This window comes from Aeromonas sp. A600620, assembly GCF_029479985.1.
GTDB lineage: Bacteria > Pseudomonadota > Gammaproteobacteria > Enterobacterales > Aeromonadaceae > Aeromonas > Aeromonas veronii_A.
The window spans coordinates 201,991-227,698 of the sequence record NZ_JAAKXB010000007.1; the positions used below are offsets into that span (position 1 = coordinate 201,991).

29 protein-coding genes and 3 tRNA genes are annotated in these 25,708 nt (G+C 57.6%); 25 read left to right on the forward strand and 7 right to left on the reverse strand.

Translation table 11 applies throughout. The features are described 5' to 3' along the window. Positions 1-2 precede the first annotated feature (2 nt). From elyC to pfkA, 3 genes are all read left to right on the forward strand, one after another. A complete protein-coding gene (elyC, locus tag G5533_RS11345) occupies positions 3-773 on the forward strand; it encodes an envelope biogenesis factor ElyC (RefSeq protein ID WP_421209000.1) in 771 nt (256 codons plus the stop codon). Positions 774-908: 135 nt separating this feature from the next. Further along, complete coding sequence (tpiA, locus tag G5533_RS11350) at positions 909-1,664, forward strand: triose-phosphate isomerase (RefSeq protein ID WP_120414341.1); 756 nt, start codon at positions 909-911, stop codon at positions 1,662-1,664. Positions 1,665-1,813: 149 nt separating this feature from the next. Then, on the forward strand, positions 1,814-2,785 hold the full coding sequence (pfkA, locus tag G5533_RS11355; RefSeq protein ID WP_005336840.1) for a 6-phosphofructokinase: 972 nt from the start codon (positions 1,814-1,816) through the stop codon (positions 2,783-2,785). Positions 2,786-4,410: 1,625 nt separating this feature from the next. On the opposite strand, the gene G5533_RS11360 is transcribed toward pfkA, so the two are convergent. Beyond that, positions 4,411-5,652, reverse strand: coding sequence for a dicarboxylate/amino acid:cation symporter (locus G5533_RS11360; RefSeq protein WP_040069277.1), 1,242 nt, complete (start codon positions 5,650-5,652; stop codon positions 4,411-4,413). Positions 5,653-5,922: 270 nt separating this feature from the next. On the opposite strand from G5533_RS11360, the gene G5533_RS11365 reads away from it, so the two are divergent. From G5533_RS11365 to G5533_RS11375, 3 genes are all read left to right on the forward strand, one after another. Then, positions 5,923-6,207, forward strand: a complete 285-nt coding sequence (locus tag G5533_RS11365) for a pyrimidine/purine nucleoside phosphorylase (protein ID WP_005336842.1) — start codon at positions 5,923-5,925, stop codon at positions 6,205-6,207. A gap of 152 nt (positions 6,208-6,359) precedes the next feature. Then, entirely contained in the window at positions 6,360-7,745 is a 1,386-nt protein-coding gene (locus G5533_RS11370; protein ID WP_421208999.1) for an L-serine ammonia-lyase, read from the forward strand. Positions 7,746-8,020: 275 nt separating this feature from the next. Further along, a complete protein-coding gene (locus G5533_RS11375; protein WP_005336844.1) occupies positions 8,021-9,391 on the forward strand; it encodes an L-serine ammonia-lyase in 1,371 nt (456 codons plus the stop codon). A gap of 852 nt (positions 9,392-10,243) precedes the next feature. Here G5533_RS11375 and G5533_RS11380 read toward each other — a convergent pair. Continuing rightward, positions 10,244-10,522, reverse strand: a complete 279-nt coding sequence (locus tag G5533_RS11380) for a YcgL domain-containing protein (protein ID WP_421255174.1) — start codon at positions 10,520-10,522, stop codon at positions 10,244-10,246. 107 nt (positions 10,523-10,629) lie between these two features. Between G5533_RS11380 and minC the strand changes: the two genes are divergently transcribed. The 5 genes from minC to mtgA all read left to right on the forward strand — a co-directional run bounded on the left by minC (position 10,630) and on the right by mtgA (position 13,751). Then, positions 10,630-11,349, forward strand: a complete 720-nt coding sequence (minC, locus tag G5533_RS11385; protein ID WP_013723728.1) for a septum site-determining protein MinC — start codon at positions 10,630-10,632, stop codon at positions 11,347-11,349. A gap of 18 nt (positions 11,350-11,367) precedes the next feature. Next, on the forward strand, positions 11,368-12,180 hold the full coding sequence (gene minD / locus G5533_RS11390; RefSeq protein ID WP_005336847.1) for a septum site-determining protein MinD: 813 nt from the start codon (positions 11,368-11,370) through the stop codon (positions 12,178-12,180). Positions 12,181-12,182: 2 nt separating this feature from the next. Further along, positions 12,183-12,452 carry a cell division topological specificity factor MinE gene (minE, locus tag G5533_RS11395; RefSeq protein ID WP_005345779.1) on the forward strand — a complete coding sequence of 90 codons (270 nt, stop codon included), beginning with the start codon at positions 12,183-12,185 and terminating at the stop codon, positions 12,450-12,452. Between the two features lie 196 nt (positions 12,453-12,648). Then, positions 12,649-12,975 carry an HI1450 family dsDNA-mimic protein gene (locus tag G5533_RS11400; protein ID WP_421255175.1) on the forward strand — a complete coding sequence of 109 codons (327 nt, stop codon included), beginning with the start codon at positions 12,649-12,651 and terminating at the stop codon, positions 12,973-12,975. Next, the gene (gene mtgA / locus G5533_RS11405) at positions 12,960-13,751 is read left to right on the forward strand and encodes a monofunctional biosynthetic peptidoglycan transglycosylase (RefSeq protein WP_410489648.1); all 792 of its coding nucleotides are present in this window, start codon (positions 12,960-12,962) and stop codon (positions 13,749-13,751) included. The genes G5533_RS11400 and mtgA overlap by 16 nt, the downstream gene beginning before the upstream one ends. Positions 13,752-13,754: 3 nt before the next feature. On the opposite strand, the gene G5533_RS11410 is transcribed toward mtgA, so the two are convergent. Further along, positions 13,755-13,883: a hypothetical protein gene (locus tag G5533_RS11410; RefSeq protein WP_019445852.1), complete on the reverse strand. Its 129-nt coding sequence runs from the start codon at positions 13,881-13,883 to the stop codon at positions 13,755-13,757. A 147-nt stretch (positions 13,884-14,030) separates the two neighbouring features. Between G5533_RS11410 and G5533_RS11415 the strand changes: the two genes are divergently transcribed. Continuing rightward, positions 14,031-14,354, forward strand: a complete 324-nt coding sequence (locus G5533_RS11415; protein WP_005336851.1) for an HI1450 family dsDNA-mimic protein — start codon at positions 14,031-14,033, stop codon at positions 14,352-14,354. A gap of 55 nt (positions 14,355-14,409) precedes the next feature. Here the strand turns inward: G5533_RS11415 and G5533_RS11420 are convergent, their stop codons facing one another. Continuing rightward, a complete protein-coding gene (locus tag G5533_RS11420; protein ID WP_005345788.1) occupies positions 14,410-14,721 on the reverse strand; it encodes a DUF1289 domain-containing protein in 312 nt (103 codons plus the stop codon). Between the two features lies 1 nt (position 14,722). Next, positions 14,723-15,601 carry a CvfB family protein gene (locus G5533_RS11425; RefSeq protein WP_005345791.1) on the reverse strand — a complete coding sequence of 293 codons (879 nt, stop codon included), beginning with the start codon at positions 15,599-15,601 and terminating at the stop codon, positions 14,723-14,725. A gap of 231 nt (positions 15,602-15,832) precedes the next feature. On the opposite strand from G5533_RS11425, the gene G5533_RS11430 reads away from it, so the two are divergent. From G5533_RS11430 to G5533_RS11445, 4 genes are all read left to right on the forward strand, one after another. After that, positions 15,833-17,047, forward strand: a complete 1,215-nt coding sequence (locus tag G5533_RS11430) for a YecA/YgfB family protein (protein ID WP_421243529.1) — start codon at positions 15,833-15,835, stop codon at positions 17,045-17,047. A 170-nt stretch (positions 17,048-17,217) separates the two neighbouring features. Beyond that, positions 17,218-17,682, forward strand: a complete 465-nt coding sequence (locus G5533_RS11435; protein ID WP_005345795.1) for a MarR family winged helix-turn-helix transcriptional regulator — start codon at positions 17,218-17,220, stop codon at positions 17,680-17,682. Between the two features lie 2 nt (positions 17,683-17,684). Beyond that, a complete protein-coding gene (locus tag G5533_RS11440) occupies positions 17,685-17,873 on the forward strand; it encodes a DUF4250 domain-containing protein (RefSeq protein WP_204383253.1) in 189 nt (62 codons plus the stop codon). Positions 17,874-18,036: 163 nt separating this feature from the next. Beyond that, entirely contained in the window at positions 18,037-18,216 is a 180-nt protein-coding gene (locus G5533_RS11445) for a hypothetical protein (protein WP_005336860.1), read from the forward strand. Positions 18,217-18,400: 184 nt separating this feature from the next. On the opposite strand, the gene G5533_RS11450 is transcribed toward G5533_RS11445, so the two are convergent. After that, entirely contained in the window at positions 18,401-18,988 is a 588-nt protein-coding gene (locus G5533_RS11450) for an FMN-dependent NADH-azoreductase (RefSeq protein WP_005352326.1), read from the reverse strand. Positions 18,989-19,214: 226 nt separating this feature from the next. Here G5533_RS11450 and G5533_RS11455 point away from each other — a divergent pair, with 226 nt between their 5' ends. The 4 genes from G5533_RS11455 to G5533_RS11470 all read left to right on the forward strand — a co-directional run bounded on the left by G5533_RS11455 (position 19,215) and on the right by G5533_RS11470 (position 22,630). Next, positions 19,215-20,105, forward strand: a complete 891-nt coding sequence (locus G5533_RS11455; protein WP_224967576.1) for a DMT family transporter — start codon at positions 19,215-19,217, stop codon at positions 20,103-20,105. 85 nt (positions 20,106-20,190) lie between these two features. Further along, positions 20,191-21,369, forward strand: coding sequence for a formate-dependent phosphoribosylglycinamide formyltransferase (gene purT / locus G5533_RS11460; protein ID WP_216978854.1), 1,179 nt, complete (start codon positions 20,191-20,193; stop codon positions 21,367-21,369). Between the two features lie 126 nt (positions 21,370-21,495). Then, complete coding sequence (gene hxpB, locus G5533_RS11465) at positions 21,496-22,155, forward strand: hexitol phosphatase HxpB (RefSeq protein ID WP_421204960.1); 660 nt, start codon at positions 21,496-21,498, stop codon at positions 22,153-22,155. A gap of 271 nt (positions 22,156-22,426) precedes the next feature. Next, a complete protein-coding gene (locus G5533_RS11470; protein ID WP_005336871.1) occupies positions 22,427-22,630 on the forward strand; it encodes a CPXCG motif-containing cysteine-rich protein in 204 nt (67 codons plus the stop codon). A 174-nt stretch (positions 22,631-22,804) separates the two neighbouring features. Here G5533_RS11470 and G5533_RS11475 read toward each other — a convergent pair whose 3' ends face one another. Then, positions 22,805-23,422: a riboflavin synthase subunit alpha gene (locus G5533_RS11475; RefSeq protein ID WP_441254818.1), complete on the reverse strand. Its 618-nt coding sequence runs from the start codon at positions 23,420-23,422 to the stop codon at positions 22,805-22,807. Between the two features lie 132 nt (positions 23,423-23,554). Here G5533_RS11475 and G5533_RS11480 point away from each other — a divergent pair, with 132 nt between their 5' ends. The 5 genes from G5533_RS11480 to G5533_RS11500 all read left to right on the forward strand — a co-directional run bounded on the left by G5533_RS11480 (position 23,555) and on the right by G5533_RS11500 (position 25,706). Then, positions 23,555-23,761 carry a YaeP family protein gene (locus G5533_RS11480; RefSeq protein ID WP_421230905.1) on the forward strand — a complete coding sequence of 69 codons (207 nt, stop codon included), beginning with the start codon at positions 23,555-23,557 and terminating at the stop codon, positions 23,759-23,761. Between the two features lie 148 nt (positions 23,762-23,909). Next, positions 23,910-25,289: an MATE family efflux transporter gene (locus G5533_RS11485; RefSeq protein WP_266135060.1), complete on the forward strand. Its 1,380-nt coding sequence runs from the start codon at positions 23,910-23,912 to the stop codon at positions 25,287-25,289. Positions 25,290-25,448: 159 nt separating this feature from the next. Beyond that, positions 25,449-25,525: transfer RNA gene (locus tag G5533_RS11490), tRNA-Val, on the forward strand. Positions 25,526-25,538: 13 nt separating this feature from the next. Further along, positions 25,539-25,615 (forward strand) — tRNA-Val (locus tag G5533_RS11495). Between the two features lie 17 nt (positions 25,616-25,632). Beyond that, positions 25,633-25,706, forward strand: a tRNA-Val gene (locus G5533_RS11500). The last annotated feature ends 2 nt before the right edge of the window (positions 25,707-25,708 follow it).

A 25,708-nucleotide genomic window follows, 5' to 3' on the forward strand; every position in this document is an offset into this window, starting at 1 on the left:
TCGTGTTTGTGATTAAAAAGTGGCTGGGTCAGCTGTTGATGCCGCTCCCCTTCTCCCTCTCCCTGCTACTGGTCGCCCTGCTGCTGCTCTGGTTCACCCGTTTTCAGAAAACCGGCAAGCTGCTGGCCACCCTCTCGCTGCTCATTGTGGCCCTGATGGGGATGCGGCCGGTGAGCTATGAACTGGCCCGCGGGCTGGAGCAGACCTTCCCGCCGTTCGAGGTGAGCCAGCATCCCAACATCGATGCCATAGTAGTGCTCGGCAACGGCCATGTCAGTGACCCGGCGGTGCCCGAGCGCTCCTGGCAAAACAATATCGCCCTGGCACGGACTCTAGAGGGGGTTCGCCTTGCCCAGGCCTATCCCGACGCCGAGCTGGTGTTCTCCGGTTATGTGTCGGGGGATACCCTCTCCAATGCCGAGGTCAATGCCCGGATGGCCGAGAGCCTTGGCATTCCCCGCGCGCGAATGACGTTGTTTGAAAACAACAAAGACACTCATGATGAAGCGGTCAGTATCAGCCGCCATCTGAAAGGAAAAGAGGTGGCGCTGGTCAGTTCGGCCACTCATTTGCCACGTGCCATGGCCCTCTATCAGGGTCAGGGACTCAAGGCCGTGCCGGCCCCCACCGATTACACCGCCAAGCAGAGCCAGGTACCCCAGCCGCTCTACAGTTTTTTACCCAAAGGACGTTATCTGATGTATTCCGAAGCTGCCATCCACGAATGGATTGGGGTATGGTGGGCTCGCTTGCGGGGGCAGGTTAACGAATGAGCGATCAAGCGTTTCATTCCTGATTTGGATCAGGAAAGCGAAAAAAAATTACGTCATTTGCCGCCGGGTCAGCTATCTTGGGCTCGGTTCAATTCATATAATGTCGCGCAATCAAATGCCTAGGAGATATACAAGATGAGACAGCACCTGGTAATGGGTAACTGGAAACTGAACGGCACCAAGGCTTCTGTAGAAGCTCTGATCAAAGGACTGACCCCGGCTGCTGCCGCTCATCCTTCTGTACAAGTCGCCGTCTGCCCGCCGGTTATCTTTTTGGGTCTGGTTGAGCAACTGACCGCTGGCAGCAAGATTGCCTACGGTGCCCAGAACGCTGACGTTCACGAGTCTGGTGCCTTCACCGGCGAAAACGCCCCCTCCATGCTGAAAGCTTTTGGTTGCACCTACTCTCTGGTCGGCCACAGCGAGCGTCGTACCCTGCACGCAGAGAGTGACGACGTGGTTGCTGCCAAGTACGAAGCGATACAGAAAGGCGGCCTGATCCCGGTTCTGTGCATCGGTGAAACTCTGGAGCAGTTCGAAGCCGGCGTGACCAAGAACGTGGTTGAGACCCAGCTGAAAGCCGTTATCGACCGTTGCGGCATCGCCTCCTTCAACAACGCCGTTATCGCTTACGAGCCGGTATGGGCCATCGGTACTGGCAAGACTGCCACTCCGGAGATCGCTCAGTCCGTTCACGCTCACATCCGTCAGTACCTGGCCGGTTTTGATGCCGCCGTTGCTGCCAAAGTACAGATCCTGTACGGCGGTTCCGTCACTGGCGCCACTGCAGCCGACCTGTTCGGTCAGCCGGACATCGACGGTGGCCTGGTCGGTGGTGCGTCCCTGAAAGTGGACGACTTCTCCCAGATCATCGCTGGCGCTGCCAAGTAATCGCTGATTACGGCAAAGAGAGGGGCTGGTCCCCTCTCTTGTATCGCTTTTCCTATGGTGGCCCCCGCATCCCATATGAAAGCCGATATAGTAAAAGTGGCTTGTCTATTTAAACATTCGTATTTGACAACTCAGATCCAGAGGCACTCATGACCAAACAAATCAAACGTATTGGTGTTTTGACCAGTGGTGGCGACGCACCGGGTATGAACGCAGCCATTCGCGCCGTGGTTCGCGCCGGTTTGCATCATGGCCTGGAAGTTTACGGTATTTATGATGGCTACCTCGGTCTGCACCAGGATCGTATCGTCAAGCTGGAGCGTCACAGCGTCTCCGACGTGGTGAACCGTGGTGGTACTTTCCTCGGCTCCGCCCGTTTCCCTGCCTTCAAAGACCCCGCAGTGCGCGCCGAAGCAATCGAAAACCTGAAAAAGCACGGTATCGATGCGCTGGTCGTCATCGGTGGTGACGGCTCCTACATGGGTGCCAAGAAGCTGACCGAAGAGGGTTTCCCCTGCATCGGCCTGCCGGGCACCATCGACAACGACATCGCCGGTACCGACTTCACCATCGGCTTTGATACCGCTCTGAACGTAGTTGTTGACGCCATCGACCGCCTGCGCGACACCTGCAGCTCCCACCACCGTATCTCCGTGGTCGAGATCATGGGCCGCCACTGTGGCGATCTGGCCATGTCCGCCGCCGTTGCCGGTGGTGCCGAATATGTGATCGTGCCGGAAGTAGCCTTCGACAAAGAGAAGCTGCTCAAGCAGATCAAGGAAGGCGAAGCCAAGGGCAAGAAGCACGCCATCATCACCATCTGTGAGCACGTTACCGACGTGAATGCGCTGGCCAAGGACATCGAAGCCCTGACCGGTCGTGAAACCCGCGCAACCATCCTGGGTCATATCCAGCGTGGCGGTGCCCCGACTGCTCGTGACCGCATCATGTCCAGCCGTATGGGTGCTTACGCCGTTGAGCAGCTGCTGGCTGGTCACGGTGGTCGCTGCGTCGGTATCCAGCGCAACGAGCTGGTACACCACGACATCATCGACTGCATCGAGAACATGAAGCGTCCGTTCGATCAGGAGTTGTACAACCTCTCCACCACCCTGTTCTAAGCCACGCGGCTTTTAACCGGCTGTTGATGACAAAAACCCTCCATCGGAGGGTTTTTTATATCTTACAAAAACGTGGGCATCGGCACGCTGTGTGGCCCTCACCATACGGGTTGCCTGATTCCCAACCCTTGCGCCATCTGACTGATCACTAGCCTTCCTCTGCTCACAGCAACCGGCTTCACTACGAACAGAGTTCCGGTATCGTCGTGGATGTGTTTTATTACTGCGAACCGGATTGCGTTGACCTGTGCTCTGTCGACCCTGAAACGAGCTTGTTCAGCCTCCTCGTCATACGCCGCTTTTTATATCTCAATCTTGTAGAAGGGATTCAGATATCTTCCCCAACCATGCTCCGGCGCAGTTCTCGTATTGCACTCACATGACTCACTCAGGTGCATCGCCCACGCAGATCGCTGCTCGCGCCCAGCCCAGCCCAGCCCAGCCCAGCCCAGCCCAGCCCAGCCAGAGAATACGCCTCTGGCCTATTGCGCACCTCACTCTTGCTGCGGCCATGTCTATTCCGAGGCCAACGGGGAAATTGGCGGTGATAAAACAGCCAGCTGCTACTCTGTATCCCCCCGATGCACGGCTCTCATCCCTATGAACCCAATGTATTGTGTATAAATGCGGAGACTCCGGACTGATAAAGTGATGGTGCGACAAGGGCTGGCGACCAGATTGTCTCCATAGACTTATTTTGGATGGGCTATCTACGTCAGGTATCGTCAAATCATTACCTCGTACACTTTTCATGGCCTTAATGACGCCATTACGAGGGTGAAAACTTATAAAACCCCATTGAAGCCCCATGCAAAACCCATTACCAAGCCAACCAGCAGCTCACCAACCAATTGAATTTAAATGAAATAATCATAAGGACAGCGTCTTGAATGCCTCCCCTGCCAGATAAGGTGATAAAATAAGCTCAATATGACAAAAATAGACATCTCAACCAACCACGCACACAAAGAAGCTATTTTATCAATTTACACCTTGTTTTACCCCCTTGTTATGGTATCTTGACTACATCAACCAACAACTTAGGGAGAGAAAAATGAAAGAGTTTGTCGTTACTGCCGTTTTCACGGTGTTTTTCACCCTGGTTGCTGTCTCTCTGCCCTCACTGTCACAGTTCTGAGCCGGATAGAGAGGCATCAATCCGGACCGACCCTCTTTGCCATGTCTGTTTAATCGCCACCAACTGGCGCTTTTCAGTGACAATGCCGAGATGGTCAACATAGATATGATTTCATCACGTTGACGCTGTTTCTTTCGCCACAAGGGTGTAACCAGGATGGTTTAACCATATGGCCTGATGGAGTAGAACCAGCAGCAAATCATATCCGAGGGGAGCGAGGCTCCCCTTTTTGTTACCTGTCTTTGACAACCCCATTGCCCCGGCGGCCACACAGGCAGCCATCCGTCACAAGGCCCATGCCCACGACTGATGTTTTCCCCTCCTGTACTCTCCATTCAACACAGCTACATCCGTTAGCAATCTCTTGAGCACACCTTTGCTCTGATACTTGTCCGGCAGATATAAAAAAGCCCCCGCCATCATGGCAGGGGCTCGCGTTACGCAGTGTCAGCTTAAGGCTGTTATATCTCAGCCCAGCTCAAAGCAGTTATGCCTTGTTCCAGCGCTCTGGGTCATATTCCGGGCTGAAGCGGTCAACAATGACAGCACAGGCCGCATCGCCGGTGATATTGAGGGAGGTGCGGATCATGTCGAACAGACGGTCCAGCGCGAACAGCAGCGGCAACCCTTCGATGGGGATCCCGGCCGCCAGCAGCACGGCAACCACCAGGAAGCTTGGGCCCGGCACACCGGCCTGACCGATCGCCCCCAGAGTGGAGGTCACAATGATGGCCGCCCAGGCACCGACGCTCAGATCGATGTTGTAAACCTGCGCGAAGAAGATGGCGACCAGACCGTAATAGATGGCGTTGCCGCTCATATTGATGGTGGCACCCAACGGCAACACGAAGGAGGCGGTCGCGTTGGTCACTTTCAGATCATGCTCGCAGGTCTCCATATTGACCGGCAGGGTCGCCATGGAAGAGGCGGTGGAGAAGGCCACGATCTGCGGCTTCTTCATGGCAGAGAGGTACTTCATCACCGGCGTGTTGGAGAACATCATCACCAGCAGCGGATAGACCACAAAGCCGAAGATAAGGATGGCAGCCACATAGACCACGAACAGCTTGAGTACCAGGGTCAGCACATCGAAGCCATAGGTACCGATGGCCTCAGCCATCAGACCGAACACCCCGAGCGGCGCGATGATCATCACCTTGTTGATCATCCAGACGAAGGCATCCACCAGGGTATTGAGCCCATCGACCAGTGGCTTGGCCCGCTCGCGCGGCTGTTTGGCCAGCGCAATGCCGAGGAACATGCAGAACACCAGGATCTGCAGGATGTTCGCTTCGTTGAGGGAGTTGAAGACGTTGGTGGGGATCATGCCAAGCAAGGTGGCGACTGCATCCGGCAACGCCCCTTTATCGGCATAGTCACCGCCAAACATGGAGGCAACGGAAGCGAAATCGACCCCGACACCCGGTTTGAAGATCTGCCCCATCACCAGTGCCAGCAACACGGCCAACGCTGAGGTCACGAGGAAGAAGGCCAGCGTAGCCGCACCGATCTTGCCCGCAGCGGGGCTGGCGCCCAGATTGGCGGCGCCGGAGAGGATGGCTACCGCCACCAGCGGGATCACCAGCATCTTGATCAGCTGGATAAACAGGGTACCGAGCGGTGCAAACACGATGGCTTGTTCACCCATGAACGCGCCGACCACTGCGCCCAGTACCATGGCGACCACAACCTGGAAGCCGATGTTTTTAATGAGTCCTTTAGTTAACACAATATGTTCCTTTATGTAGCAAAATTCACACTTTTCCCAGTGCAATTAACCAAACAGGGGAATGAGCGGCTGCCCATTCCCCTGTTTGCGCGTGTTATCTCACATTTAATTGCTGTTTTAAATCAGCAAATCATTAACCTTGGCTATTAATAAGTTTGCGAAAAAGTGAAGATTCAAAGCGGCCTCGGCGATTTTTACCTCATCCCCCATGACAACTGGCAAAAGATTGTGCTAGTTTGGCTGCACAAACGTACACACAGGGATGTAAAGATGCTGAAAGTTAACGAGTATTTCGACGGAAATGTAAAATCCATCGGTTTCGAACAAAAAGGCGAGAAATCAACCGTCGGGGTGATGAACGCCGGTGACTACCTGTTCAACACTGCCGCCCCCGAACGGATGACAGTGATCAAGGGCGCCCTCACCATCCAGCTGGCTGATGAAGATGAGTGGCACACCTACAGCCAGGGTGAATCCTTCCTGGTGGCCGGTCACTCCTCCTTCAAACTGGAAGTGAAAACCCCCACCGCCTACCTGTGCGAATTTCTCGACTGATCAGGCCGGTTGAAGGGGAGCCCCCCCTTCAACCTTATTGGCCCCCCCAGCCCCATTATCTGTGTCCATGTCACAGCACCGCACATCCCCGCTTTTCATCCATGGCAAAAATCCTAGAATAAACAGACATAAACCATCACCGGAGTGGTGTCATGATCAGTGTGTTTGACCTTTTCTCTATCGGTATCGGCCCCTCCTCTTCCCATACAGTCGGTCCTATGCGCGCCTCTTATGCTTTTGTGCAGCAGCTCAAGCTCCATGGCCATCTGCCTCATACTGCGCGAGTCGAAGTGGAGTGTTACGGCTCGCTGGGACAGACCGGCAAGGGACACGGTACCGGCAAGGCGATCATTCTGGGGCTGTCGGGCTTTGAACCGGAATCTGTCGATATCGATGCCATCCCCGCCATTCTGGCACACGTGGAAAAGGAGCAGAGCCTACAGTTGGCTGGCGAACAGCCAAGCTATTTTCCCCGCATCGGTGCCATCATCTTCAACCGCCGCAAAACCCTGCCGGCCCACACCAACGGCATGACTCTGCGGGCCTTTGATAAAGAGGAAAACCTGCGCTTCAGCCAGACCTACTACTCCATCGGGGGCGGCTTCATCATTGAAGAGAGCCACTTTGCTACCGCCAAGGAGGAGGCCGCCAAGTCCGATGCCGAACACCCTGTCCCCTATCCGTTCGACAGCGGCGCCCAACTGCTGGCCCACTGTCAGGAGAGCGGCCTCTCCATCTCGGGGCTGATCCTGGCCAATGAGCGGGTCTTTCGCAGCGATGAGCAGATAAAAGCGGGGCTGCGCAAGATCTGGCAGGCGATGCAAGGCTGCGTCGATCGTGGCTGCAAGAGCGAAGGGGTGCTGCCGGGCGGCCTCAAGGTTCGGCGCCGCGCCCCGGGGCTGTTCCGCCAGTTAAGCTGCGAGACCAACTTCAACAAGGATCCGCTGATGGTGATGGAGTGGGTCGATCTCTTTGCGCTGGCGGTCAATGAAGAGAACGCCGCCGGTGGCCGGGTGGTCACCGCCCCCACCAATGGCGCTGCGGGCATCATCCCCGCCGTGCTGCACTACTACGATCGCTTCGTGCACAAGGTGGATGACGAGACGCTGATCCGCTACTTCCTCACCGCGGCTGCCATCGGCATCTTATATAAGAAGAATGCCTCCCTGTCGGGAGCGGAAGTGGGCTGTCAAGGTGAGGTTGGCGTGGCCTGCTCCATGGCGGCCGGCGCGCTGACCGAACTCTTGGGTGGCAGCCCGGCCATGGTGGAAAACGCCGCCGAGATCGGCATGGAGCACAACCTCGGGCTCACCTGCGATCCTATTGGCGGGCTGGTACAGGTGCCCTGCATCGAGCGCAACGCCATGGGCGCAGTGAAAGCGATCAATGCAGCTCGTCTCGCCCTGCGCGGCACCGGCGAGCACAAGGTGTCGCTGGACAAGGTGATCAAGACCATGTGGGAGACCGGCAACGACATGAAGACCAAATACAAGGAGACGGCCCGTGGTGGCCTCGCCGTTAACATTACCGAATGTTAAAAAACGGAAAGTGAATCCATTTGGTTCCGAAATGCCCGGCATCGCCGGGTATTTTTATGGGCAAACGCTTAACAAAATGGATAAGCACAAAAATAAATTTTATACTCGCGCCTCAGATTCAACAAAAATAGATCTATTTCAACTTTTTTTAGGTCTGGAGCCGTTACACTACGGTTATCTGGTTCTGTGACCTGCGCTGACAAGCGCGTTCCATGGATCTCCCAAATTTCTGTGAGTGGGCATGCCGCCCCCTTCTACCCTGAGGTAATAGTGACATGATCAGCGTTTTTGATATCTTCAAAATCGGTGTAGGCCCCTCTTCTTCCCACACTGTTGGCCCGATGAAAGCGGCCAAGCAGTTTGTTGACGAGCTGCGCGCGGGCGGCAAGATCCGCGATGTAACCCGGATCAATGTCGATGTCTACGGCTCCCTCTCCTGGACTGGCAAAGGCCACCATACCGACACTGCCATCATCATGGGCCTGGCTGGCAACCTGCCGGAAAATGTCGATATCGATGCCATCCCCGAGTTTATCTCCCGTGTTGAGCAGACCGAGCGCCTGCCGATCGGCCTGCACTGCCACACCGTCAGCTTCCCGCGCGACGCCATGGTATTCCACGACGAAGCCCTGCCGCTGCACGAAAACGGCATGAAGCTGACTGCCCTGATCGAAGATGAAGTGGTCTACAGCAAGACCTATTACTCCATCGGTGGTGGCTTTATCGTTGACGAAGAGAACTTCGGCAAGGCTGACAGCGGCGACATGTCCGTACGCTATCCGTTCAAGAGCGCCGCTGAGCTGGTTGCCCATTGCAGCCAGACCGGTCTCTCCATCTCTGCCCTGATGATGGAAAACGAGAAGTGCTTCAACACTCCGGAAGAGATCTACAAGAAGTTCGGCAAGATCTGGAACACCATGCGCGAAGGTATCGAGCGCGGCTGCCGTACCGAAGGCGTTCTCTCCGGCCCGCTGCGCGTACCCCGTCGTGCCGCGCCGCTCTACCGTCAGCTCAACACCAACGAGAACCTCTCGAGCGATCCGATGAACATCGTTGACTGGGTCAACATGTTCGCTCTGGCCGTGAGTGAAGAGAACGCTGCCGGTGGCCGCGTGGTCACTGCCCCGACCAACGGCGCTGCCGGTATCATCCCGGCCGTACTGGCTTACTACGACAAGTTCATCCAGCCGGTTGGCCGCGACGAGTACACCCGCTTCTATCTGGCTGCCGGTGCCGTCGGCATCCTCTACAAAATGAACGCCTCCATCTCCGGCGCCGAAGTGGGCTGTCAGGGTGAAGTGGGTGTCTCCTGCTCCATGGCCGCTGCCGGTCTGACCGAGCTGATGGGCGGTAGCCCGGAGCACGTTTGCGAAGCCGCTGAAATCGGTATGGAACACAACCTGGGTCTGACCTGTGATCCGGTTGCCGGTCAGGTACAGGTGCCTTGCATCGAGCGTAACGCCATCGCCGCCATGAAGGCAGTCAACGCCTCCCGTATGGCCCTGCGTCGTACCTCCAAGCCGCGCGTCTCCCTGGACAAGGTGATCGAGACCATGTACATCACCGGCAAGGATATGGACTCCAAGTACCGTGAAACCTCCCGTGGCGGTCTGGCCATCAAGGTGATGCAGGTTGCCTGCGAATAAATAAGGGTTGCGACCCTCATCTGAACAAAGGCGGGATATCCCGCCTTTTTTATTGCCCGAATGGGATGCTGAGCACTTATACCGGCATACCGACCATTTCACTGTTGGGCGTCGCTGATATACCCTGCTACGCCACCGCAATGCGGATTGCCTTGTCTGCATACCTCTCTAATTACATGCCTTGATTAACTCTTCTCAATGCATTGAGAGAGACATTACGCCCCGACATGAAACCTTTACCTGCTATCTTGCCCCAGCCACGCTTTCACACCTAATCGATATCGAGATGCTCCCTCATCTCAATATCCCCCTTTGGTCATACCCTTGTTTGGCAAGACGTGGTTACCGCTCACCCTGCGGATTATCACGCCGCCACATTGATTGCCTCCTATGTGGCACTTTCGTGATCAGGGCAAACAATCAAGCACACAAACAGAGGGTTAGCTCATCATTTTAGCCACAGCGCATCGCACAAACTGGTTTTAGCACAGTTATCACCGCCCTCTTTACGCCCTATTTGATGTAAAACGCATCGGGCAGTGGAGGCCAAAAAGCGCCCAAGGAAGAGGCTGAAAATAATCGATGAATGAGCCAATAGTCGTTGAAATGGAGGATATGAGTACGCGCTACTCGCTATTTTTGTGAGCGCCAGCAAAGGTTGAGGATATGGTGTTGGGAGCAGATTGACTTTCTATTTAAACAGCGAAAAGTGAATATCACCAAAGGGAGGGTTTAATTTGGCCAGATCCTGTCACGGGATTATCGCAAGCTACCTCTTCGGGGCCGAAATGCGTCATGCAGAGTCACAAAGAATTAGCCCCGCTTGGCAGAACGCACAACGGGGCTGGATATTCAGGCTGGTTTTTTCAGGCTGGCCTTGTGTTGCTCCAGCAAATTCTCGGGGGGCGGCGGCACCTGCAGGTAGAAGCCCTGAGTCGTCAGCGCCTCCATTACCTTGCCAACATCGGCCATTCCCAAGGGCTTAGCGGGGTCCAGTTTGGTCATCAATACCAGTTCTGGGCGGCCAAACACCCCCATCAAGGGCGCGGGGACGCGGGAAAAATCCTCTCTTCTCTCAACAAAAAGGTAGGTCTCGGCTTTTTTGCGACTTTTATAGACTGCACACAACATGGAAATTGATATAATCCGACGAGTTTATTGCCTCTGATGGGGGCAAACTATAACATCAGGAATTGAATAACAATAACGGATTAGCATCTCTGCCTCGGGGAAGATTCATGGTTGAGCGCGATAACGAATTGAAAGGGACCACCTTCACTATTTCTGTGTTGCATATCAGCGATGGCGAGCCTGAGCGGATACGTCAGTTGTTGGCCGAAAAAGTGGCCCAGGCACCCTACTTTTTTAATTGTGCGCCGCTGGTGATCAATGTTTCCCGACTGGAACATATTCCCGATTTCGAACAGCTCAAGGAGCTGGTGGAGTCCGAAGAGTTTGTGCTGGTTGGCATCACGGGGGCGCGCAGTGAAGAGATGAAGACGGCCGCCAAGGCGGTGGGACTGGCAGTGATGGCCTCGGGCAAGAGTCGCAAGAGCGAACCGGAACCCGAGCCTGCCCCCGCGCCAGCCGCCCCTGAGGTGGTTCCCGAGCCCGAACCCGCCCCCTTGATCCCGAGCAAGGTACATGTGGGACCGGTTCGTTCCGGCCAGCAGATTTATGCCGCCGGTACCTCGTTGGTGGTGCTGGGGTCCGTCAGTCCAGGAGCCGAAGTGCTCGCCGACGACAGCATTCATATTTATGGCACCCTGCGTGGCAGAGCCATTGCCGGTGCCCGGGGAAACACCCAGGCCCGGATCTATTGCCAGCAATTACAGGCCGAGCTGCTCTCCATCGCGGGCACATTCCAGCTGAGCGATGCATTGCCGGCAGGCCTGATCCAGCAACCGGTACACGTCCGGCTGGACAATGAACAACTCCGAATAGACCGTATCAAATAGAGTTACAAGGAAGCGAGAATGGCGCGAATCATAGTCGTTACATCGGGTAAAGGTGGCGTTGGCAAGACCACAACCAGTGCGGCCCTGAGCACCGGCTTAGCCCAGCGTGGTCACAAGACAGTGGTCATTGACTTTGACATCGGTCTGAGAAACCTGGATCTCATCATGGGCTGCGAGCGGCGCGTGGTGTATGACTTCGTCAACGTCATCAATGGGGAAGCAAACCTCAATCAGGCGCTGATCAAGGACAAACGCTCGGAAAATCTGTTTATCCTGCCCGCCTCCCAGACCCGGGACAAAGATGCCCTCACCCGTGAGGGGGTCGAGAAGATCCTGGATCAACTGGCGGAGATGAAGTTCGATTACATCGTCTGCGACTCCCCGGCGGGGATCGAGGCGGGCGCACTGATGGCGCTCTATTTTGCCGATGAAGCGATCGTCACCACCAACCCGGAAGTCTCTTCCGTGCGTGACTCCGACCGCATCCTTGGCATCCTGGCCTCCAAGTCTCGCCGCGCCGAGCGTGGCGAAGACCCCATCAAGGAGCACCTGCTGCTGACCCGCTACTGCCCGACCCGCGTCAACCGCGGCGACATGCTGAGCGTGCAGGATGTGCAGGAGATCCTGGCCATCCCGCTGCTCGGGGTGATCCCGGAGTCCCAGGCGGTGCTGCGCGCCTCCAACTCCGGCGAACCGGTCATCCTGGACAAGGAGTCCGATGCCGGTCAGGCCTACGAAGATGCGGTGTCCCGCCTGCTGGGCGATGCCAAGGAATTTCGTTTTCTGGAAGAAGAGAAGAAGGGCTTCTTTAGCCGACTGTTCGGGAGTTAAACATGTCATTATTGGATTATTTTCGTTCCAACAAGAAACAGAACACCGCACAACTGGCCAAAGAGCGGTTGCAGATCATCGTTGCTCACGAGCGTTCATCCAGAGGGGGGCCGGATTACCTGCCCCAGCTCAAGCAGGATATCCTCGATGTGATCCGTAAATACGTCAACATTGATCCGGAGAAGATAACCGTTCAACTGGATCAGAAGAGTGATGAGCTGTCAGTGCTGGAGCTCAACATCACCTTCGCCGATGACAACAAGAAGGGATGAGCTGACGCCCTATGCGTGACCCCTTCCCCCAATGAAACCGGATCCCCTGGCAGGATCCGGTTTTTTATTGGCACAAAAACAGGTCACAGCGGCTCGCCTCATCTCGCCAAGGGGTCTGCCGACCGCTAGAATAGCGCCGCCCCGCAGGCAGTGATCTGCGCTGGCACCTTTTTCTCTTTTCTGGAACAGACCGCTTATGTCTATGAATGACGAAATGCACAGCGTCGAGGAACTGCTCGATACCGCCCTCGAACTCTTTATGGAGCTGGCCTCTGACAACCTGCCGGGGCAGGAGATCGCCCGTTTCAATCAGGAGTTCAACGACCGCGGCCTGCTGGCCGAAACCGACCCGGCCGATGACTGGGAAGCGGACGTGGGTTTTGCGGTGAGCGACACCGACTATGCCGAGATCTGGGTTGGCCTTGGCAATGAAGAACAAGAGTATGAGCATCTGTTTGCCCGCATGCTGCTCTCCCGCCGTGTTGACGAGAAGTTCTGCCACATCGAATGGCTGCCCCAATAATTCCGGATCCCGATGATCCCAGCCACTATCAGTGGGAGTCTAGCCCTGACGCCGTGGCCCCCGTACGCCCATCTGCATCCCTTGGGCGCCGGGTGTTGAGGTGGGCAGGCAAGATCGCGCTGGCCGGGCTGCTCTGCTCGGTCGGCTCGGTCGCCTTGCTGCGCTTTATCGATCCGCCGATGTGGAGCTGGCGTATCGAGCGGGCCCTCTTTCCGCCCGCCAAGATCACCCAGGTGCGCCATCAATGGGTAGATCTGGAGTCCATCTCCAAGGAGCTGCAACTGGCGGTGATCGCCGCCGAGGATCAGCGCTTTGCCGATCACAACGGCTTTGACATGGATGCCATCAACGCGGCCCTCAAGCACAACCAGCACAGCGAACGGGTGCGCGGCGCCAGCACCCTCAGTCAGCAGACCGCCAAGAACCTCTTTATGTGGAGTGATCGCAGCTTCCTGCGCAAGGGGCTGGAGGCCTGGTTTACCCTGCTGATGGAGCTGGGTTGGGACAAGGCCCGTATTCTCGAGGTCTATCTCAATATCGTGGAGTTCGGCCCCGGCATCTATGGCGCCGAAGCCGCTGCCCGCACCTACTTTGGCAAACCGGCCAGCCGCTTGACCCGCTACGAGTCATCCCTGCTGGCTGCTGCCCTGCCCAATCCGTGGCGCTATCGGGTCAAGCCCCCTTCACCCTATGTGCAGAAGCGCTCGGTCTGGATCCGCCGCCAGATGGGACAACTGGGCCAGATCACCCTCAATCGGGTGCATCAGGCCGACTGATCCTCAGGGCTCATCGGGTTTCTCCGGTGGGCCCAGATGGCCGCCCACCGTTTCGCGGTGAAGCGGCAGATAGTGCCACCACCAGGCCTCGCGCCGTCGCTTGATCTGTTGCCGCCGTCCCCGCTGCTTCATCCCCTTACTCCCTGCCAGCTGATCCGCGCCTTAACCATACTCCCCCAACGGCAACTTGGACAGGCCAGCCACGCCCGGCGCACTGGTCTGGCCGCCACAGCCAATAATTGTTACAGTAACGAACCTCGATGTATCTGGAGTGATTTCATGGAACAGCGTACCCCGGATCAGCTGGTCGAATGGGCCTATGATCAGTTTCTTGAGCAGGCCGCCGATATGCTGGCCCCCGAACAAATAGTCGACATCACCCTGGAGTTTGAGCAGCGTGGCGCCGTGGAGGCGACCCTGCCCAATGCCGACTGGTCGACCGAGCTGGGTGAACCGGTCGATATGGAGCGCTGGGTCGAAGTGTGGGTCGGTTTGCTGGATCATCAGGATGAGTTTGAGGTGATCTTCGCCACCTTCCTGCTGCCCCGTCTGCTGACCGAAGATCAAGTGCATGTGCGCTGGCATCGCCAGCAGCAGGCATAAAAAAGGCGCCATCGGCGCCTTTCTTGTTTCTATTTTCACTTAATTCAGTTTTCTGCTAATCCTGCGCCGCGATGGCCTTGGCCAGACAGCGGCGGCACCAGCAAGCGCTGGCCTCCTGCATCGGCAGTACCGGCAACTGGCTGCACCAGCACTGCGCAATGGTCTGACCGGCAGAGACGGCGCAATAGGCCGGTTCGCCACAACCCGGACAGAGGTGAGTACTTTTCGAGCCATTCAGCTCGGCCATCACCGCCAGCTGGGCCTTGCTATCCATCGCCGACCAGTGGCCGATCTCGCTCAGGGTGCGGCCACAACCAAGGCAAAGCCCGTCTTTCGCCTTGCAGAGGCCAACACAGGGGCTCGGCATCTTATTCGCTATCCTGCGCCTGCTCACCTGCTTGTACCTGCGCGGCACCGGCGTCGGTCAGGGTAATGGCGTTATCTTCGATGACAATCTTGCCCTGCTTGTAGAGGCCGCCGATCGCCTTCTTGAAGGTGCCCTTGCTCATGCTGAACAGCTTGTAGATGAGCTCGGGTTCGCTCTTGTCACCCACCGCCAGACTGCCGCCCTGCTTTTTCATCCGGCTCAGAATGCGCTCACCGGCATCATCGACCCGCGCCAGACCCGGCTTTTGCAGGGTCAGATCGAGCTTGCCATCTTCGCGCACCTGCTTGACCCAGGCGGTTTGCGGCCGACCGGTCATCACTCGGCCAAACACTTCGTTCTTGAACAGCATGCCGGGATACTGACCGTTGACGATCACCTTGATACCTAGAGGAGAATGCTCCCCCGGCAGCGCGGTCACTTCGTCACCGACCTTGAAGTTGCTGCCGGCCGGTGTCAGGAAACGCTCGATGCGGCTGGTGCCGACCATGCGTCCTTCGTTATCCAGTTGCAGACGCACCAGATAGACGTGGCCCACCTGCATCGGCTTGTTCTGCTCGCGGCTGGGCACAAACAGATCCTTTTTCATGCCCCAGTCGAGGAAAGCACCAATCTTGTTGGCATTGACCACTTTCAGACCGGCAAATTCGTCCACCATGGCAAACGGCTTGTCGGTGGTGATCACCGGCTCGCAATCGGCATCCAGATAGAGGAAGACCTGCACGCTATCCCCCTCTTTCACCCCTTCCGGCAGTTGACGCTTGGGCAGCAGCAGTTCACCGTACTCATCGGCCGCAAGCCAGGCGCCGCGATCTTCGAGTTCAACAACGGTGAGGGTGTTCATCTTGCCAATCTGTATCATGGTGCTCTCTTTTCTCATTACCCGGATGGGCCAATTGATCATGGCCCCTATGGGCGCGCATGTTACCTCAAGAGCGGTGATCCGGCCTAGTCCCCAAGCCACCACTGGCCGCCATTTCGCCCTTATCTTATCCGCCAATGGTGATTAAATCGCCAAACAGGCGGCCATTTGCTGCAAATAACCCCACTTTTAGGTAGACTTCGCGGCTGTTCAAATCCAGAGGAACTGTCGATGAACCCATCCACTCGTACCCGCCATCTTAATCAATGGATCCAGAGCCACAGCCAGCAAGACATGACCTACCCGGCCCTGCACGGTTTTCTCTGTGCCCGTCTGGTAGGGCCAGAGACCCCTGACTGGCAACGCCCGCTGGCTGGATTGCTGGAACAGGATGCCGAGTTGGATGAAAAAAGCGCAGAAGCCCTCAACCATCTGATCGCCGAGCTGGAAGCCCAGGCCGACGACGCCCAGCTGGCACTGCCGAGCCAATGCCGCCTGCCCAGCGATAACCCGGAGCAGGTGTTCGAGCAGAGCCATCCCCTCGGTCAGTGGTGCTACGGTTTCAGCCAGGGCTTTGCCACCTGGCCCAAGCCGAAGGATTTGAACGACCCGACCACCCAGTACCGCTTCAGTCTGGCCGCCGAGCTGAGCCTGTTTCGCGACAAGCAGATGGCCCAGATGCTCTATAGCGCCGCCGCCAGCGAACTCCCCTTTGTCGAGTTCTGCAAACGACAGCGCCAGAATATGAAAACCGCCCTCAACCAGTTGCTCAACCTCGACCAGTATCAGGCAGCTCCCAGCGCTGATGTCTCCCTCAATGGCGAACAGGCCCAACAGTGGCAGACCTGGTTCGAACTGGCCGACAGCTGCCGCGATCATCAGGCCCGCCTCGGCTGGTTCGAGAAGATCATCGCCGATGCCACTCCGCTCTTTGATGAAGCCTTTTGGCAGCAAATCGCTGGCCACGGCTGGAGTGCCCCCGAACTGCGCCCCCTGCTGGCCGCCAGAGCCGGGCGCGCCGACTGCCTGTTGCGGCTTGGCAAGCTGGGTGAAGCCAAAGCGGAGTATCTGGATCTGCTGACGATCTGCGTGGCCGATGAGCTGGGTTGCCGCTACAACCTCTCCACTCTCTATGCACTGCAAGGGGATTGGCAGGCGCTGGCCGCCCTGCTGGTGCGCTTTGATGAAGCTTCCAGCTGGTTGCTATACAACAAGGCGCTGATGGTCTTTGCCACCGAGGGTGCCGAGGCAGCCAAGCCCCATCTGCTGGTCGCCATCGAGGCCAACCCGCACATTCCTGCCTGCCTGCTGGGTCAGCGCAAGCTGCCCAAACAGGAGCCGCAAAGCTGGCAAGCGGGCAGCCGTGACGAGGCGGCGCTCTACGCCATCCACACTCGCGAGGCTTGGCTCAAGCAGAACGCCCTCATCTGGTTGCGTAAAGGCTGAACAGCGTTGGCTTAAAATCCCGTCGGTCAGACCCGGTTTTTCCTTGAGGGCGTGCGCCACCGCACATTTCATCGCAACCGGGTCAGACAAATCAGCTTGAGTTTCGTATCATCAATGTCAAAGTATCAAAAGAAACTGCATCTGATGCAGCCGTCACAGCAGGGTGTAATATGTCAAAAATCATAGCGTTACTCGCTCACTACCCGCCCTATCAGTTGGTACATGCCGCCGAGATGCTACGGGATACCTTCGAACAGTTTTATGAACAGCGTTACCAGCTGACCGTGCCGCAATGGCGCCTGATGATGGTGCTCGGCCCCAACTACCCCATCAGCCAGAAAGAGCTGGTCGAGGCGAGCGGCATGGACAAGGTGCGCATCTCCCGCGAGATCCGCCGTCTGGTCGAAAAAGGGATCATCTTCACCGAGAGCAGCGAGCAGGACAAACGCATCAGCCTGGTCTCCCTCACCAATGCCGGCCAGGCACTCTTCCTGCAGCTCAAGAGCGAAGCTGGCAGCTGGCAACATACCCTGACCGACTATCTGCCTAGCGAATCCCGCGAGGCGATCCGCCAGCATCTGCACAGCGTCAGCGCCGCCATCGAGCAGCTGCAATCACTGGATCGGGAGAAATAATCATGGATTTGAAAAAGTTCGCCACCATGGATATCAACATGCTGTTGAGCGTCGTCAATATGCAGCTGCGTGATCACTATGACGACCTGGATGATCTCTGCAAGGCGCAGGAGATCGATCAAGCAGCACTGGAAGCGCGGCTCGCCAGCGGCGATTTTCACTACCAGCCGGCGCAGAAACAGTTCAGATAAAGAGAGCTAGCGGGATCGGGATCACAGCGCCAGTGATGGCGCTGGCTCTGCGGTAAAAACCTGATATGGTCTGAAGAGCCCCAACAGGGTGATGCACGGATACATCACCCTGTCACAAGAGGGCATTAAAATCGTTTCAGGTGAGCAAACCAAGGATGACCCCATGATACTGATGACCCGACAGAGCCTGTTGATCACGCTCTGTACCCTGTTGATGATCAGCCTCTTCACGCCCCACTTGCCGCAAAGTACCGAACAGTGGCTAACCACCCTCCTGCTTGGCCTGCTGGTCGCGGTGGCACTGCTGCTGGTGCGCGGTTGTCGCCGCTTTATGATGGAGTAGTGACTCCGCCAGAGCGTCTATACCGACCGCTTGCCGCGATACTCTCTGTAGCAGCAACGCCTGTCACAATCATATCGAGCCAAAAAACAAACGCAGCCTGATGGCTGCGTTCTTGTATCTGGTGGGGCAACCCCTTGAAGAGATAACCCCTGACGGGATAGAGAGCCCTTATAAAAGAGAGCCCTTAGATAGCCAGAGCCTCAAGCTGCGCTTTGGCCGCTTCCATCCCCTTGCTCTGGGCATCCGGGCCCATCCCCATCCCTTCGGCGTAGATGAAATCCACCTCTTTGATACCGATGAAACCGAGCACGGTACGCATGTAGGGAGTGACCAGATCGGTGGCGCTGCCGACGTGCATGCCGCCGCGGGGGCTGATCACCAGCGCACGGGTATTTTCAACCATACCCACCGGACCGGTCTCGGTGTAGCGGAAGGTGACGCCAGCACGAGCCACCAGATCGATCCAGTTTTTCAGCTGGGTCGGGATGTTGAAGTTGTACATGGGGGCCGCAATCACCACCAAGTCGCTCGCTTTCAGTTCGGCGATCAGCTCGTCGGACTGGGCGATCACCGCCAGTTGACGCTCATTGAGGTTATCACCACCACGCAGGCCGGAGGCCAGCTCGCCATCCAGCACCGGCAGGTTGAGGGCCGCCAGATCACGCACGGTGACGGCATCATCCTGATGATCAGCCAGGAAGCCGTCGATCAGGGCGTTGGATTGGGAATATTGACCCAGGATGCTGGATTTGAGTACGAGGATATTGGCCATGGTGAAACTCCATTTGGTTGTCGGTTGAACAGCCTTGCTGTCGATGGAGGTCACTCTAAACATTGTGCTTATTTGCTGATAGCGAAAATAGATGCTCAACTTGTTCAAATTTTTTGATGCAAGGCCACTTCCTCGCCAGCCAACCCTGCGGCCGCGCTTCCACCCTTGGCAGAACAAACGATTGCCGTTATGATCCGCCGCACTTTTTTCCAGCGACCCGGATCCCATGATACCCTCGCGCAGGCACTCTCCTTTGGCCGGTGCAGTCTGGATGATGGTGGCAGGACTCTGCTTCGCCGCCGTCAACAGCCTGAGCCAGTATGTCAGCTTCAAGCTTGGCCTCCCATCGACTCAGGTCGCCTTCCATCAATACCTGATCGCCCTGATCTGCCTGCTGCCCTGGCTGGTTCGTCATGGCTTGCGCCAATCCCTGATGACCAATCAGTTCCGGTTGCACCTGTTGCGGGTATTGCTGGCAGTGATCGGCATCCAGCTCTGGCTCTGGGCACTGGCGTACCCCGTCCCCATCTGGCAGGGGATCGCCCTGCTGATGACCTCACCGCTGTTTGCCACCCTGGGCTCCGCCCTGCTGCTCAAGGAGCAGGTGAGCCGCACCCGCATTCTGGCCACCCTGGCGGGCTTTGCCGGCGCCATGCTGATCCTCGCCCCCTGGACTGACGAGTTCAACTGGGCCTCCCTGCTGCCGGTGGCGGCGGCGCTGTTCTGGGCCGGCTACTCCCTGATGGTGCGCTATCAGGCGGCCAACGAATCATCCCACACCATTGTGGTCTATCTGCTTATCTTTAGTACCCCGTTCAACATCATGCTGGCCCTGCCGGAGTGGCAGTGGCCAAGCGAGAGCCAGTGGCTGCTGGTAGCCGCCTCCGGCGTGCTGACGGCACTGGCCCAAATGTCCATCGCTCGCGCTTACAGCGTGGCAGAGGCCTCCTTCGTGCAGCCTTTCGATTTTGCCAAGCTGCCGATGAACGTGCTGGCGGGCTGGCTGGTATTTGGCTGGGCGCCCCCCGGCCGTCTGTGGCTTGGCGCCGCCATCATCATTGGCGCCATTACCTTGCTGACCCATCTGGAGCAGCGCGCTCACAAACCCGTTTCCTGAGGTACGCCATGCGTGCCTCTTTTTTTGTCCGCTATTCGTGCGATAGCGATCATCAACAATGACCATCGACATCAGGAGAGATCGTATGTTTGGAACCGCAACCCGCCCCGGCGCCACCCGTGCCCTGCTGCTGGGCTCCGGCGAACTTGGCAAAGAGGTCGCCATCGAGTTGCAACGGTTCGGGATCGAAGTGATCGCCGCCGACCGCTATGCCAACGCCCCCGCCATGCAGGTGGCCCACGCAGCCCACGTGCTGGACATGCTCGATGGCAACGCCCTGCGTGCCCTGGTTGCCGAGGTTAAACCCGACCTCATCATCCCCGAGATTGAAGCGATTGCCACTGATACCCTGGCTGCCCTTGAGCAAGAAGGGGTCAAGGTAGTGCCCAACGCCTGCGCTACCCAACTCACCATGAACCGGGAAGGGATCCGCCGCCTCGCCGCCGAGACCCTGGGTCTGCCCACCTCACCCTATCGTTTTGCCCAAAGCAAAGAGGAGTTTGTCGCCGCCGTCGAGGCTATCGGCCTGCCCTGCGTGGTGAAACCTGTGATGAGTTCGTCCGGCAAGGGGCAGAGTGTACTGCGCGATCTCGCCAAGCTGGATGAGAGCTGGACCTACGCCCAGGAGGGTGGCCGCGCCGGTCGTGGCAAGGTGATCGTCGAGGGCTTCGTTCCCTTTGAGTACGAGATCACCCTGCTCACGGTACGCGCCGTCGATGGCATTCACTTCTGCGACCCTATCGGCCACCGGCAGGAAGATGGCGACTACCGCGAATCCTGGCAGCCACAGGTGATGAGCGAGCTGGCGCTGGTCCGATCCAAAGAGGTAGCGGCCAAGGTGGTCGAGGCCCTCGGCGGTTACGGCCTGTTCGGGGTCGAACTCTTCATCAAGGGGGATGAGGTGTGGTTCAGCGAAGTCTCCCCCCGCCCCCACGATACCGGCATGGTGACCCTGATCTCGCAGGATCTCTCCGAGTTCGCCCTGCACGTGCGCGCCATTCTGGGGCTGCCGGTCGGCACCATCACCCAGTACGGGCCGAGTGCCTCCGCCGTGGTGTTGCGCGAAGGGCACAGCCAGGACATCCGCTATCAGGGAATTGGTGAGGCATTGGCGCTGGTGCCGGGCGCCCAGCTGCGGCTGTTTGGCAAGCCGGAGATCGCCGGTCGCCGCCGTCTTGGCGTGGCGCTGACCCGCGCAGCGGATTGCCAGGATGCGGTGGAAAAAGCCAAAGCTGTGGCCGCCAAGGTCGAAGTACTGTTCTAAGGGCTTTTTTGCCACAGCAAAACAAACGTTTGCCGATGTGATCGAGCGCAAGGGGCATGGCAATGCCCCTTTTGCATTTCCCCGTCAGGCTTATAATCCCCTCTTCAAATTTGTCAGGAGTACAAGATGTTAGCTGCCGTGATCTTCGATATGGATGGTGTTCTGATCGACTCGGAACCCTTTTGGCAACGGGCCCAAATCGCCGTTTTCTCCGATCTGGGCCACCCCCACACCGTCGAGGATTGTGAGTCGACCATCGGCGTGCGCATAGATCAGCTGGTTGCCCACTGGTATCGCCTGCGCCCGTGGAGCGGCCCGACTCAGGAAGAGGTGGTACAGCGCATTCTGGATCGGGTCAACGCCCTGATCCTCTCCGAAGGTCAGGCCAAAGCCGGTGTGCAGGAGGCGCTCGACCTTATCGAGGCCCGCGGCCTGAAAGTGGGTCTGGCGACCTCCTCACCCTTTGCCATGGTAGAAGCTGTACTCGGCAAACTCGGCATTCGCGATCGCTTTATGGCGGTTCACTCTGCGGAAATCGAGCGTTTCGGCAAACCGCACCCGGATGTCTATATCCACGCCGCCGAGAAACTGGGGGTGGAACCGGTGCACTGCTTGGCCATCGAAGACAGCTTTACCGGTTTGCTGGCGGCCAAGGCGGCCTCCATGACAGCGCTGATCGTGCCGGATCCCGCTTTAGTGGGCGACCCACGCTTGGCCATCGCCAACTACCAGCTCGGCTCGCTGGCCGAACTCAATGCCGACATGTTGGCCAGCTGGGTCAAATAGCGCCTATCGGCGCCTTGCTGCGCTCGCGTTCTCATATCCGCAGGGGGCTCCAGCCCCCTGTTATTGCCAAACAACCGTTGGCAATTCCCCTCTTTTCACCCGTCAATCACAACCGGATTGTGCTTATCGCACACGACCAGTCCAGCCGGTTTCACCTTGCCATCCCTCAGGCTTGATCTCTGTCATAAACGTGCGTTTGCTCGCGGTTAACCCCCTGCAGCCCGACTAGAATCAGGGTAGATAGGCGGCCTCAGGGCCCGAGGAGGTTATCATGATCGAGTACACCAGCAAGCGCATCGTCTGCCCCCACTGCGGCCACCATACCCGGGTCGAGCTGGATGCCAGCCAGGGTGATCAGGAGTTTTACGAAGATTGCATGGCCTGTTGCAATCCGATCCATCTGCGGCTTCACCGCGACGAAGCACGCGACTGTTTGCAGTTGTTTGTGGATGCAGACGACGAGCAACTGTTTTGATTACGAGTCACAAAAGGCCGAGCAGCTGTTTTGCATGCAAGTCGCAAAGAGCTGAGCAGATGTTGTGACTGCGAGCCATAAAAAGTTGAGTGGATTTTTTCACCATGTAAATAACAAGGGCCTGCACACTGCAGGCCCTTGCTTATGAGGGGATTGAAACAGAGCCGTTTCCTTTCAGTTACCCCCGCGTGCCGCCAGTACCCGCTCCACCGTATCGACGATGGCCTGGGTCTGGGGATCGATCTCGATATTGGTCTGCCAGCCAGCCTTGACCCAACCCAGGTTGGTGCGGGCCAGGGTCTCGGGGATCAGGTGGACGCAAAACTCCCGCTCGCGCACCTCACCTATGGTCAGACTGATGCCGTCGATGCCGATATACCCCTTGGTCAGCACATATTTCATCAGCTCGGGAGCAAGGCGATACCACACCTGACGGTTGTTGGGTGTATCGATCACCGAGGTAACCTCTGCCATGCCGATGATATGGCCAGACATGGCATGACCGCCGATCTCGTCGCCAAAGCGGGCAGCCCGCTCCACGTTGACCTTGTCCCCCACCTGCAGCTTGCCGAGGTTGGTGAGACGCAGGGTCTCCTGCATCAGATCGAAGCTGACCAGCTCACCCTCTACCCGGGTAACGGTCAAGCAGCAGCCGTTGTGGGCGACCGAGGCGCCGAGGACCAGCCCTTCCCCCCACGCCGGGCTTGGCATGCGGATAACATGGGTACGGAAGTTGGGTTGCTCCTCGATGGCCACCAGTTCGGCGGTCCCCTGCACTATGCCAGTGAACATCTCTCGTCTCCTGCTACGGCAAAAAGGGCAGGTTAACCTCGGGCAGAGGGTGAGACAAGGGTACAGGCTGACAAGCTTGCGTCCGATCGCTATAGTGACGCCGTTCACATCCGGGTAAACAAGGAAAAAGAAATGCAGGTATATCAATGTTGTGAAGCGATCCGTATCGCCTATAACCAGATTGGCTCCGGTGAGCAGGGCTATGTGCCAAACGCCATCGCCGCCACCATCCGCGCCCTCAACGCGGTCGCCGTCGATGAGCGGGTACCCGCCGAGCTGCGCGAGCAGGCTGCCTATGCCGCTGCCAACCTGCTGATCAGCGATCACCAAGACGCCTGATCGACCACATTCAAAGCCAAACGTTTCACCCTGTATCGTTTTCAGGCTAGAATGCCTCCCCCACCCTTTGCACTTTCGTCCGAAAGTGCAAAGGCTCTTCCCGATTTCCGCTCTTTTTTACTCTTATCTGATCCACTCGGAGGTGTCAGTGCAACGTTATTGGTCCGAGGCGAAGCAGCTCGTCCGTCTAGCCAGCCCCATTCTGGTCGCCCAGGTGGCCCAGGTCGCCATGAACTTCGTCGATACCGTGATGGCGGGTCAGGTGAGTGCGGTCGATCTGGCTGCCGTGTCGGTGGCGTCCAGCTTCTGGCTACCGGTGATCCTGCTGGTGCAGGGGATCATCATGGCGCTCACCCCCATCGTCTCCCAGCTCAATGGCGCCCGTAAACGGGAGGCAATCCGTCCGGCCGTTCATCAGGGCTTCTGGCTGGCACTGATCGTCACCCCGCTGGCGATGATCGCCCTCTATTACAGCCCGCTGGCGTTGCAGTTTATGGATGTGGAATCGGTGATGGCTGCCAAGACCACTGGTTATCTGCACGCCATCCTGTGGGGCCTGCCTGCCTTCGTGATGTTCCAGGTGCTGCGCAACTTCAGTGAGGGGCTCTCCCACACCATGCCTACCATGGTGATCGGCTTTGTCGGGCTGGCGGTCAATATTCCCGCCAACTACATCTTCATTCACGGCCACTTCGGCATGCCGAAACTGGGCGGTGTGGGTTGTGGCGTGGCTACTGCCATCGTGCTGTGGGCCATGCTGCTGGCGATGATCCTCTATGTGAAGCTCTCCCGTCACTTCACCGAGATCCGGCTTTTCTCCCAGCTGGCTCGCCCCAACGGCAGCCGGATCTGGCGACTGTTTCGCTTGGGCTTCCCCATCGCCATGGCGATCTTCTGCGAAGTGACCCTGTTTACCGTGGTAGCCCTGATGCTGGCTCCTTTCGGTGCCGAGACGGTGGCGAGCCACCAGATTGCGCTCAACTTCTCCAGCCTGGTCTTTATGCTACCCCTCTCCATCGGGGTGGGTGTCACCATCCGGGTTGGCCACAGCATAGGTGAAGGGCAGCCCCATCACGCTCGGGTAGCGGCTCGCACCGGCTTGATGCTGGGGATGGCCATTGCCGCGGCCACTGCCGCCATGACGGTGCTACTGCGCGAGCAGATCGCCTCGATCTATACCGATGATCAGCAGGTGATCGTCCTGGCGGCCATTTTGCTGTTCTTCGCCGCCATTTATCAAATCTCCGACTCGGTGCAGGTGGTCGCGGCCGCCGCACTACGCGGTTACAAGGATACCCAGGCGATTTTCTACGTCACCATCGTCGCCTACTGGGGACTGGGGCTGCCCACCGGCATGATCCTGGGTCTGACCGACTGGCTGGTGCCGCGGATGGGGCCGCAGGGCTTCTGGATCGGCTTTATCGTCGGCCTCACCAGTGCGGCCCTGATGCTGGGGGCGAGATTGCGCTACATCTATGGCCGTTTTGCCACTCCGGAAGCCTGCACTACCCTGTCGCGATCTCAGTAACAGGGCTTGGCGAGCGACAACTCGCCTGCAAAATCAACAGGCTGCGCAAGAACTGGGCAAACAGTCTCCTTTGTGCATATGGCCTGTTGACAGCCTTGGGGGGCATGGGTAGTATGCCGACCACGTCAGCAGCGCTGGCGTAGTGAAGTAAGAGAAAGTGGGTTTATAGCTCAGTTGGTTAGAGCACTACCTTGACATGGTAGGGGTCGTTGGTTCGAATCCAATTAAACCCACCACTTTTTCTGTGATGCGTCCTTAGCTCAGCTGGTTAGAGCACCACCTTGACATGGTGGGGGTCGGTGGTTCGAATCCACTAGGACGCACCATCACAGATTGCTGTTATGCGTCCTTAGCTCAGCTGGTTAGAGCATCACCTTGACATGGTGGGGGTCGGTGGTTCGAATCCACTAGGACGCACC

Bases quoted from the DNA above. Each gene is read 5' to 3' on its own strand.
- tpiA (WP_120414341.1), top strand. From the start codon at position 909: ATGAGACAGCACCTGGTAATGGGTAACTGGAAACTGAACGGCACCAAG.
- pfkA (WP_005336840.1), top strand. From the start codon at position 1,814: ATGACCAAACAAATCAAACGTATTGGTGTTTTGACCAGTGGTGGCGAC.
- G5533_RS11365 (WP_005336842.1), top strand. From the start codon at position 5,923: ATGCTGAAAGTTAACGAGTATTTCGACGGAAATGTAAAATCCATCGGT.
- G5533_RS11370 (WP_421208999.1), top strand. From the start codon at position 6,360: ATGATCAGTGTGTTTGACCTTTTCTCTATCGGTATCGGCCCCTCCTCT.
- G5533_RS11375 (WP_005336844.1), top strand. From the start codon at position 8,021: ATGATCAGCGTTTTTGATATCTTCAAAATCGGTGTAGGCCCCTCTTCT.
- G5533_RS11380 (WP_421255174.1), bottom strand. From the start codon at position 10,522: ATGTTGTGTGCAGTCTATAAAAGTCGCAAAAAAGCCGAGACCTACCTT.
- minC (WP_013723728.1), top strand. From the start codon at position 10,630: ATGGTTGAGCGCGATAACGAATTGAAAGGGACCACCTTCACTATTTCT.
- minD (WP_005336847.1), top strand. From the start codon at position 11,368: ATGGCGCGAATCATAGTCGTTACATCGGGTAAAGGTGGCGTTGGCAAG.
- minE (WP_005345779.1), top strand. From the start codon at position 12,183: ATGTCATTATTGGATTATTTTCGTTCCAACAAGAAACAGAACACCGCA.
- G5533_RS11400 (WP_421255175.1), top strand. From the start codon at position 12,649: ATGTCTATGAATGACGAAATGCACAGCGTCGAGGAACTGCTCGATACC.
- mtgA (WP_410489648.1), top strand. From the start codon at position 12,960: ATGGCTGCCCCAATAATTCCGGATCCCGATGATCCCAGCCACTATCAG.
- G5533_RS11410 (WP_019445852.1), bottom strand. From the start codon at position 13,883: ATGAAGCAGCGGGGACGGCGGCAACAGATCAAGCGACGGCGCGAGGCC.
- G5533_RS11415 (WP_005336851.1), top strand. From the start codon at position 14,031: ATGGAACAGCGTACCCCGGATCAGCTGGTCGAATGGGCCTATGATCAG.
- G5533_RS11420 (WP_005345788.1), bottom strand. From the start codon at position 14,721: ATGCCGAGCCCCTGTGTTGGCCTCTGCAAGGCGAAAGACGGGCTTTGC.
- G5533_RS11425 (WP_005345791.1), bottom strand. From the start codon at position 15,601: ATGATACAGATTGGCAAGATGAACACCCTCACCGTTGTTGAACTCGAA.
- G5533_RS11430 (WP_421243529.1), top strand. From the start codon at position 15,833: ATGAACCCATCCACTCGTACCCGCCATCTTAATCAATGGATCCAGAGC.
- G5533_RS11435 (WP_005345795.1), top strand. From the start codon at position 17,218: ATGTCAAAAATCATAGCGTTACTCGCTCACTACCCGCCCTATCAGTTG.
- G5533_RS11440 (WP_204383253.1), top strand. From the start codon at position 17,685: ATGGATTTGAAAAAGTTCGCCACCATGGATATCAACATGCTGTTGAGC.
- G5533_RS11445 (WP_005336860.1), top strand. From the start codon at position 18,037: ATGATACTGATGACCCGACAGAGCCTGTTGATCACGCTCTGTACCCTG.
- G5533_RS11450 (WP_005352326.1), bottom strand. From the start codon at position 18,988: ATGGCCAATATCCTCGTACTCAAATCCAGCATCCTGGGTCAATATTCC.
- G5533_RS11455 (WP_224967576.1), top strand. From the start codon at position 19,215: ATGATACCCTCGCGCAGGCACTCTCCTTTGGCCGGTGCAGTCTGGATG.
- purT (WP_216978854.1), top strand. From the start codon at position 20,191: ATGTTTGGAACCGCAACCCGCCCCGGCGCCACCCGTGCCCTGCTGCTG.
- hxpB (WP_421204960.1), top strand. From the start codon at position 21,496: ATGTTAGCTGCCGTGATCTTCGATATGGATGGTGTTCTGATCGACTCG.
- G5533_RS11470 (WP_005336871.1), top strand. From the start codon at position 22,427: ATGATCGAGTACACCAGCAAGCGCATCGTCTGCCCCCACTGCGGCCAC.
- G5533_RS11475 (WP_441254818.1), bottom strand. From the start codon at position 23,422: ATGTTCACTGGCATAGTGCAGGGGACCGCCGAACTGGTGGCCATCGAG.
- G5533_RS11480 (WP_421230905.1), top strand. From the start codon at position 23,555: ATGCAGGTATATCAATGTTGTGAAGCGATCCGTATCGCCTATAACCAG.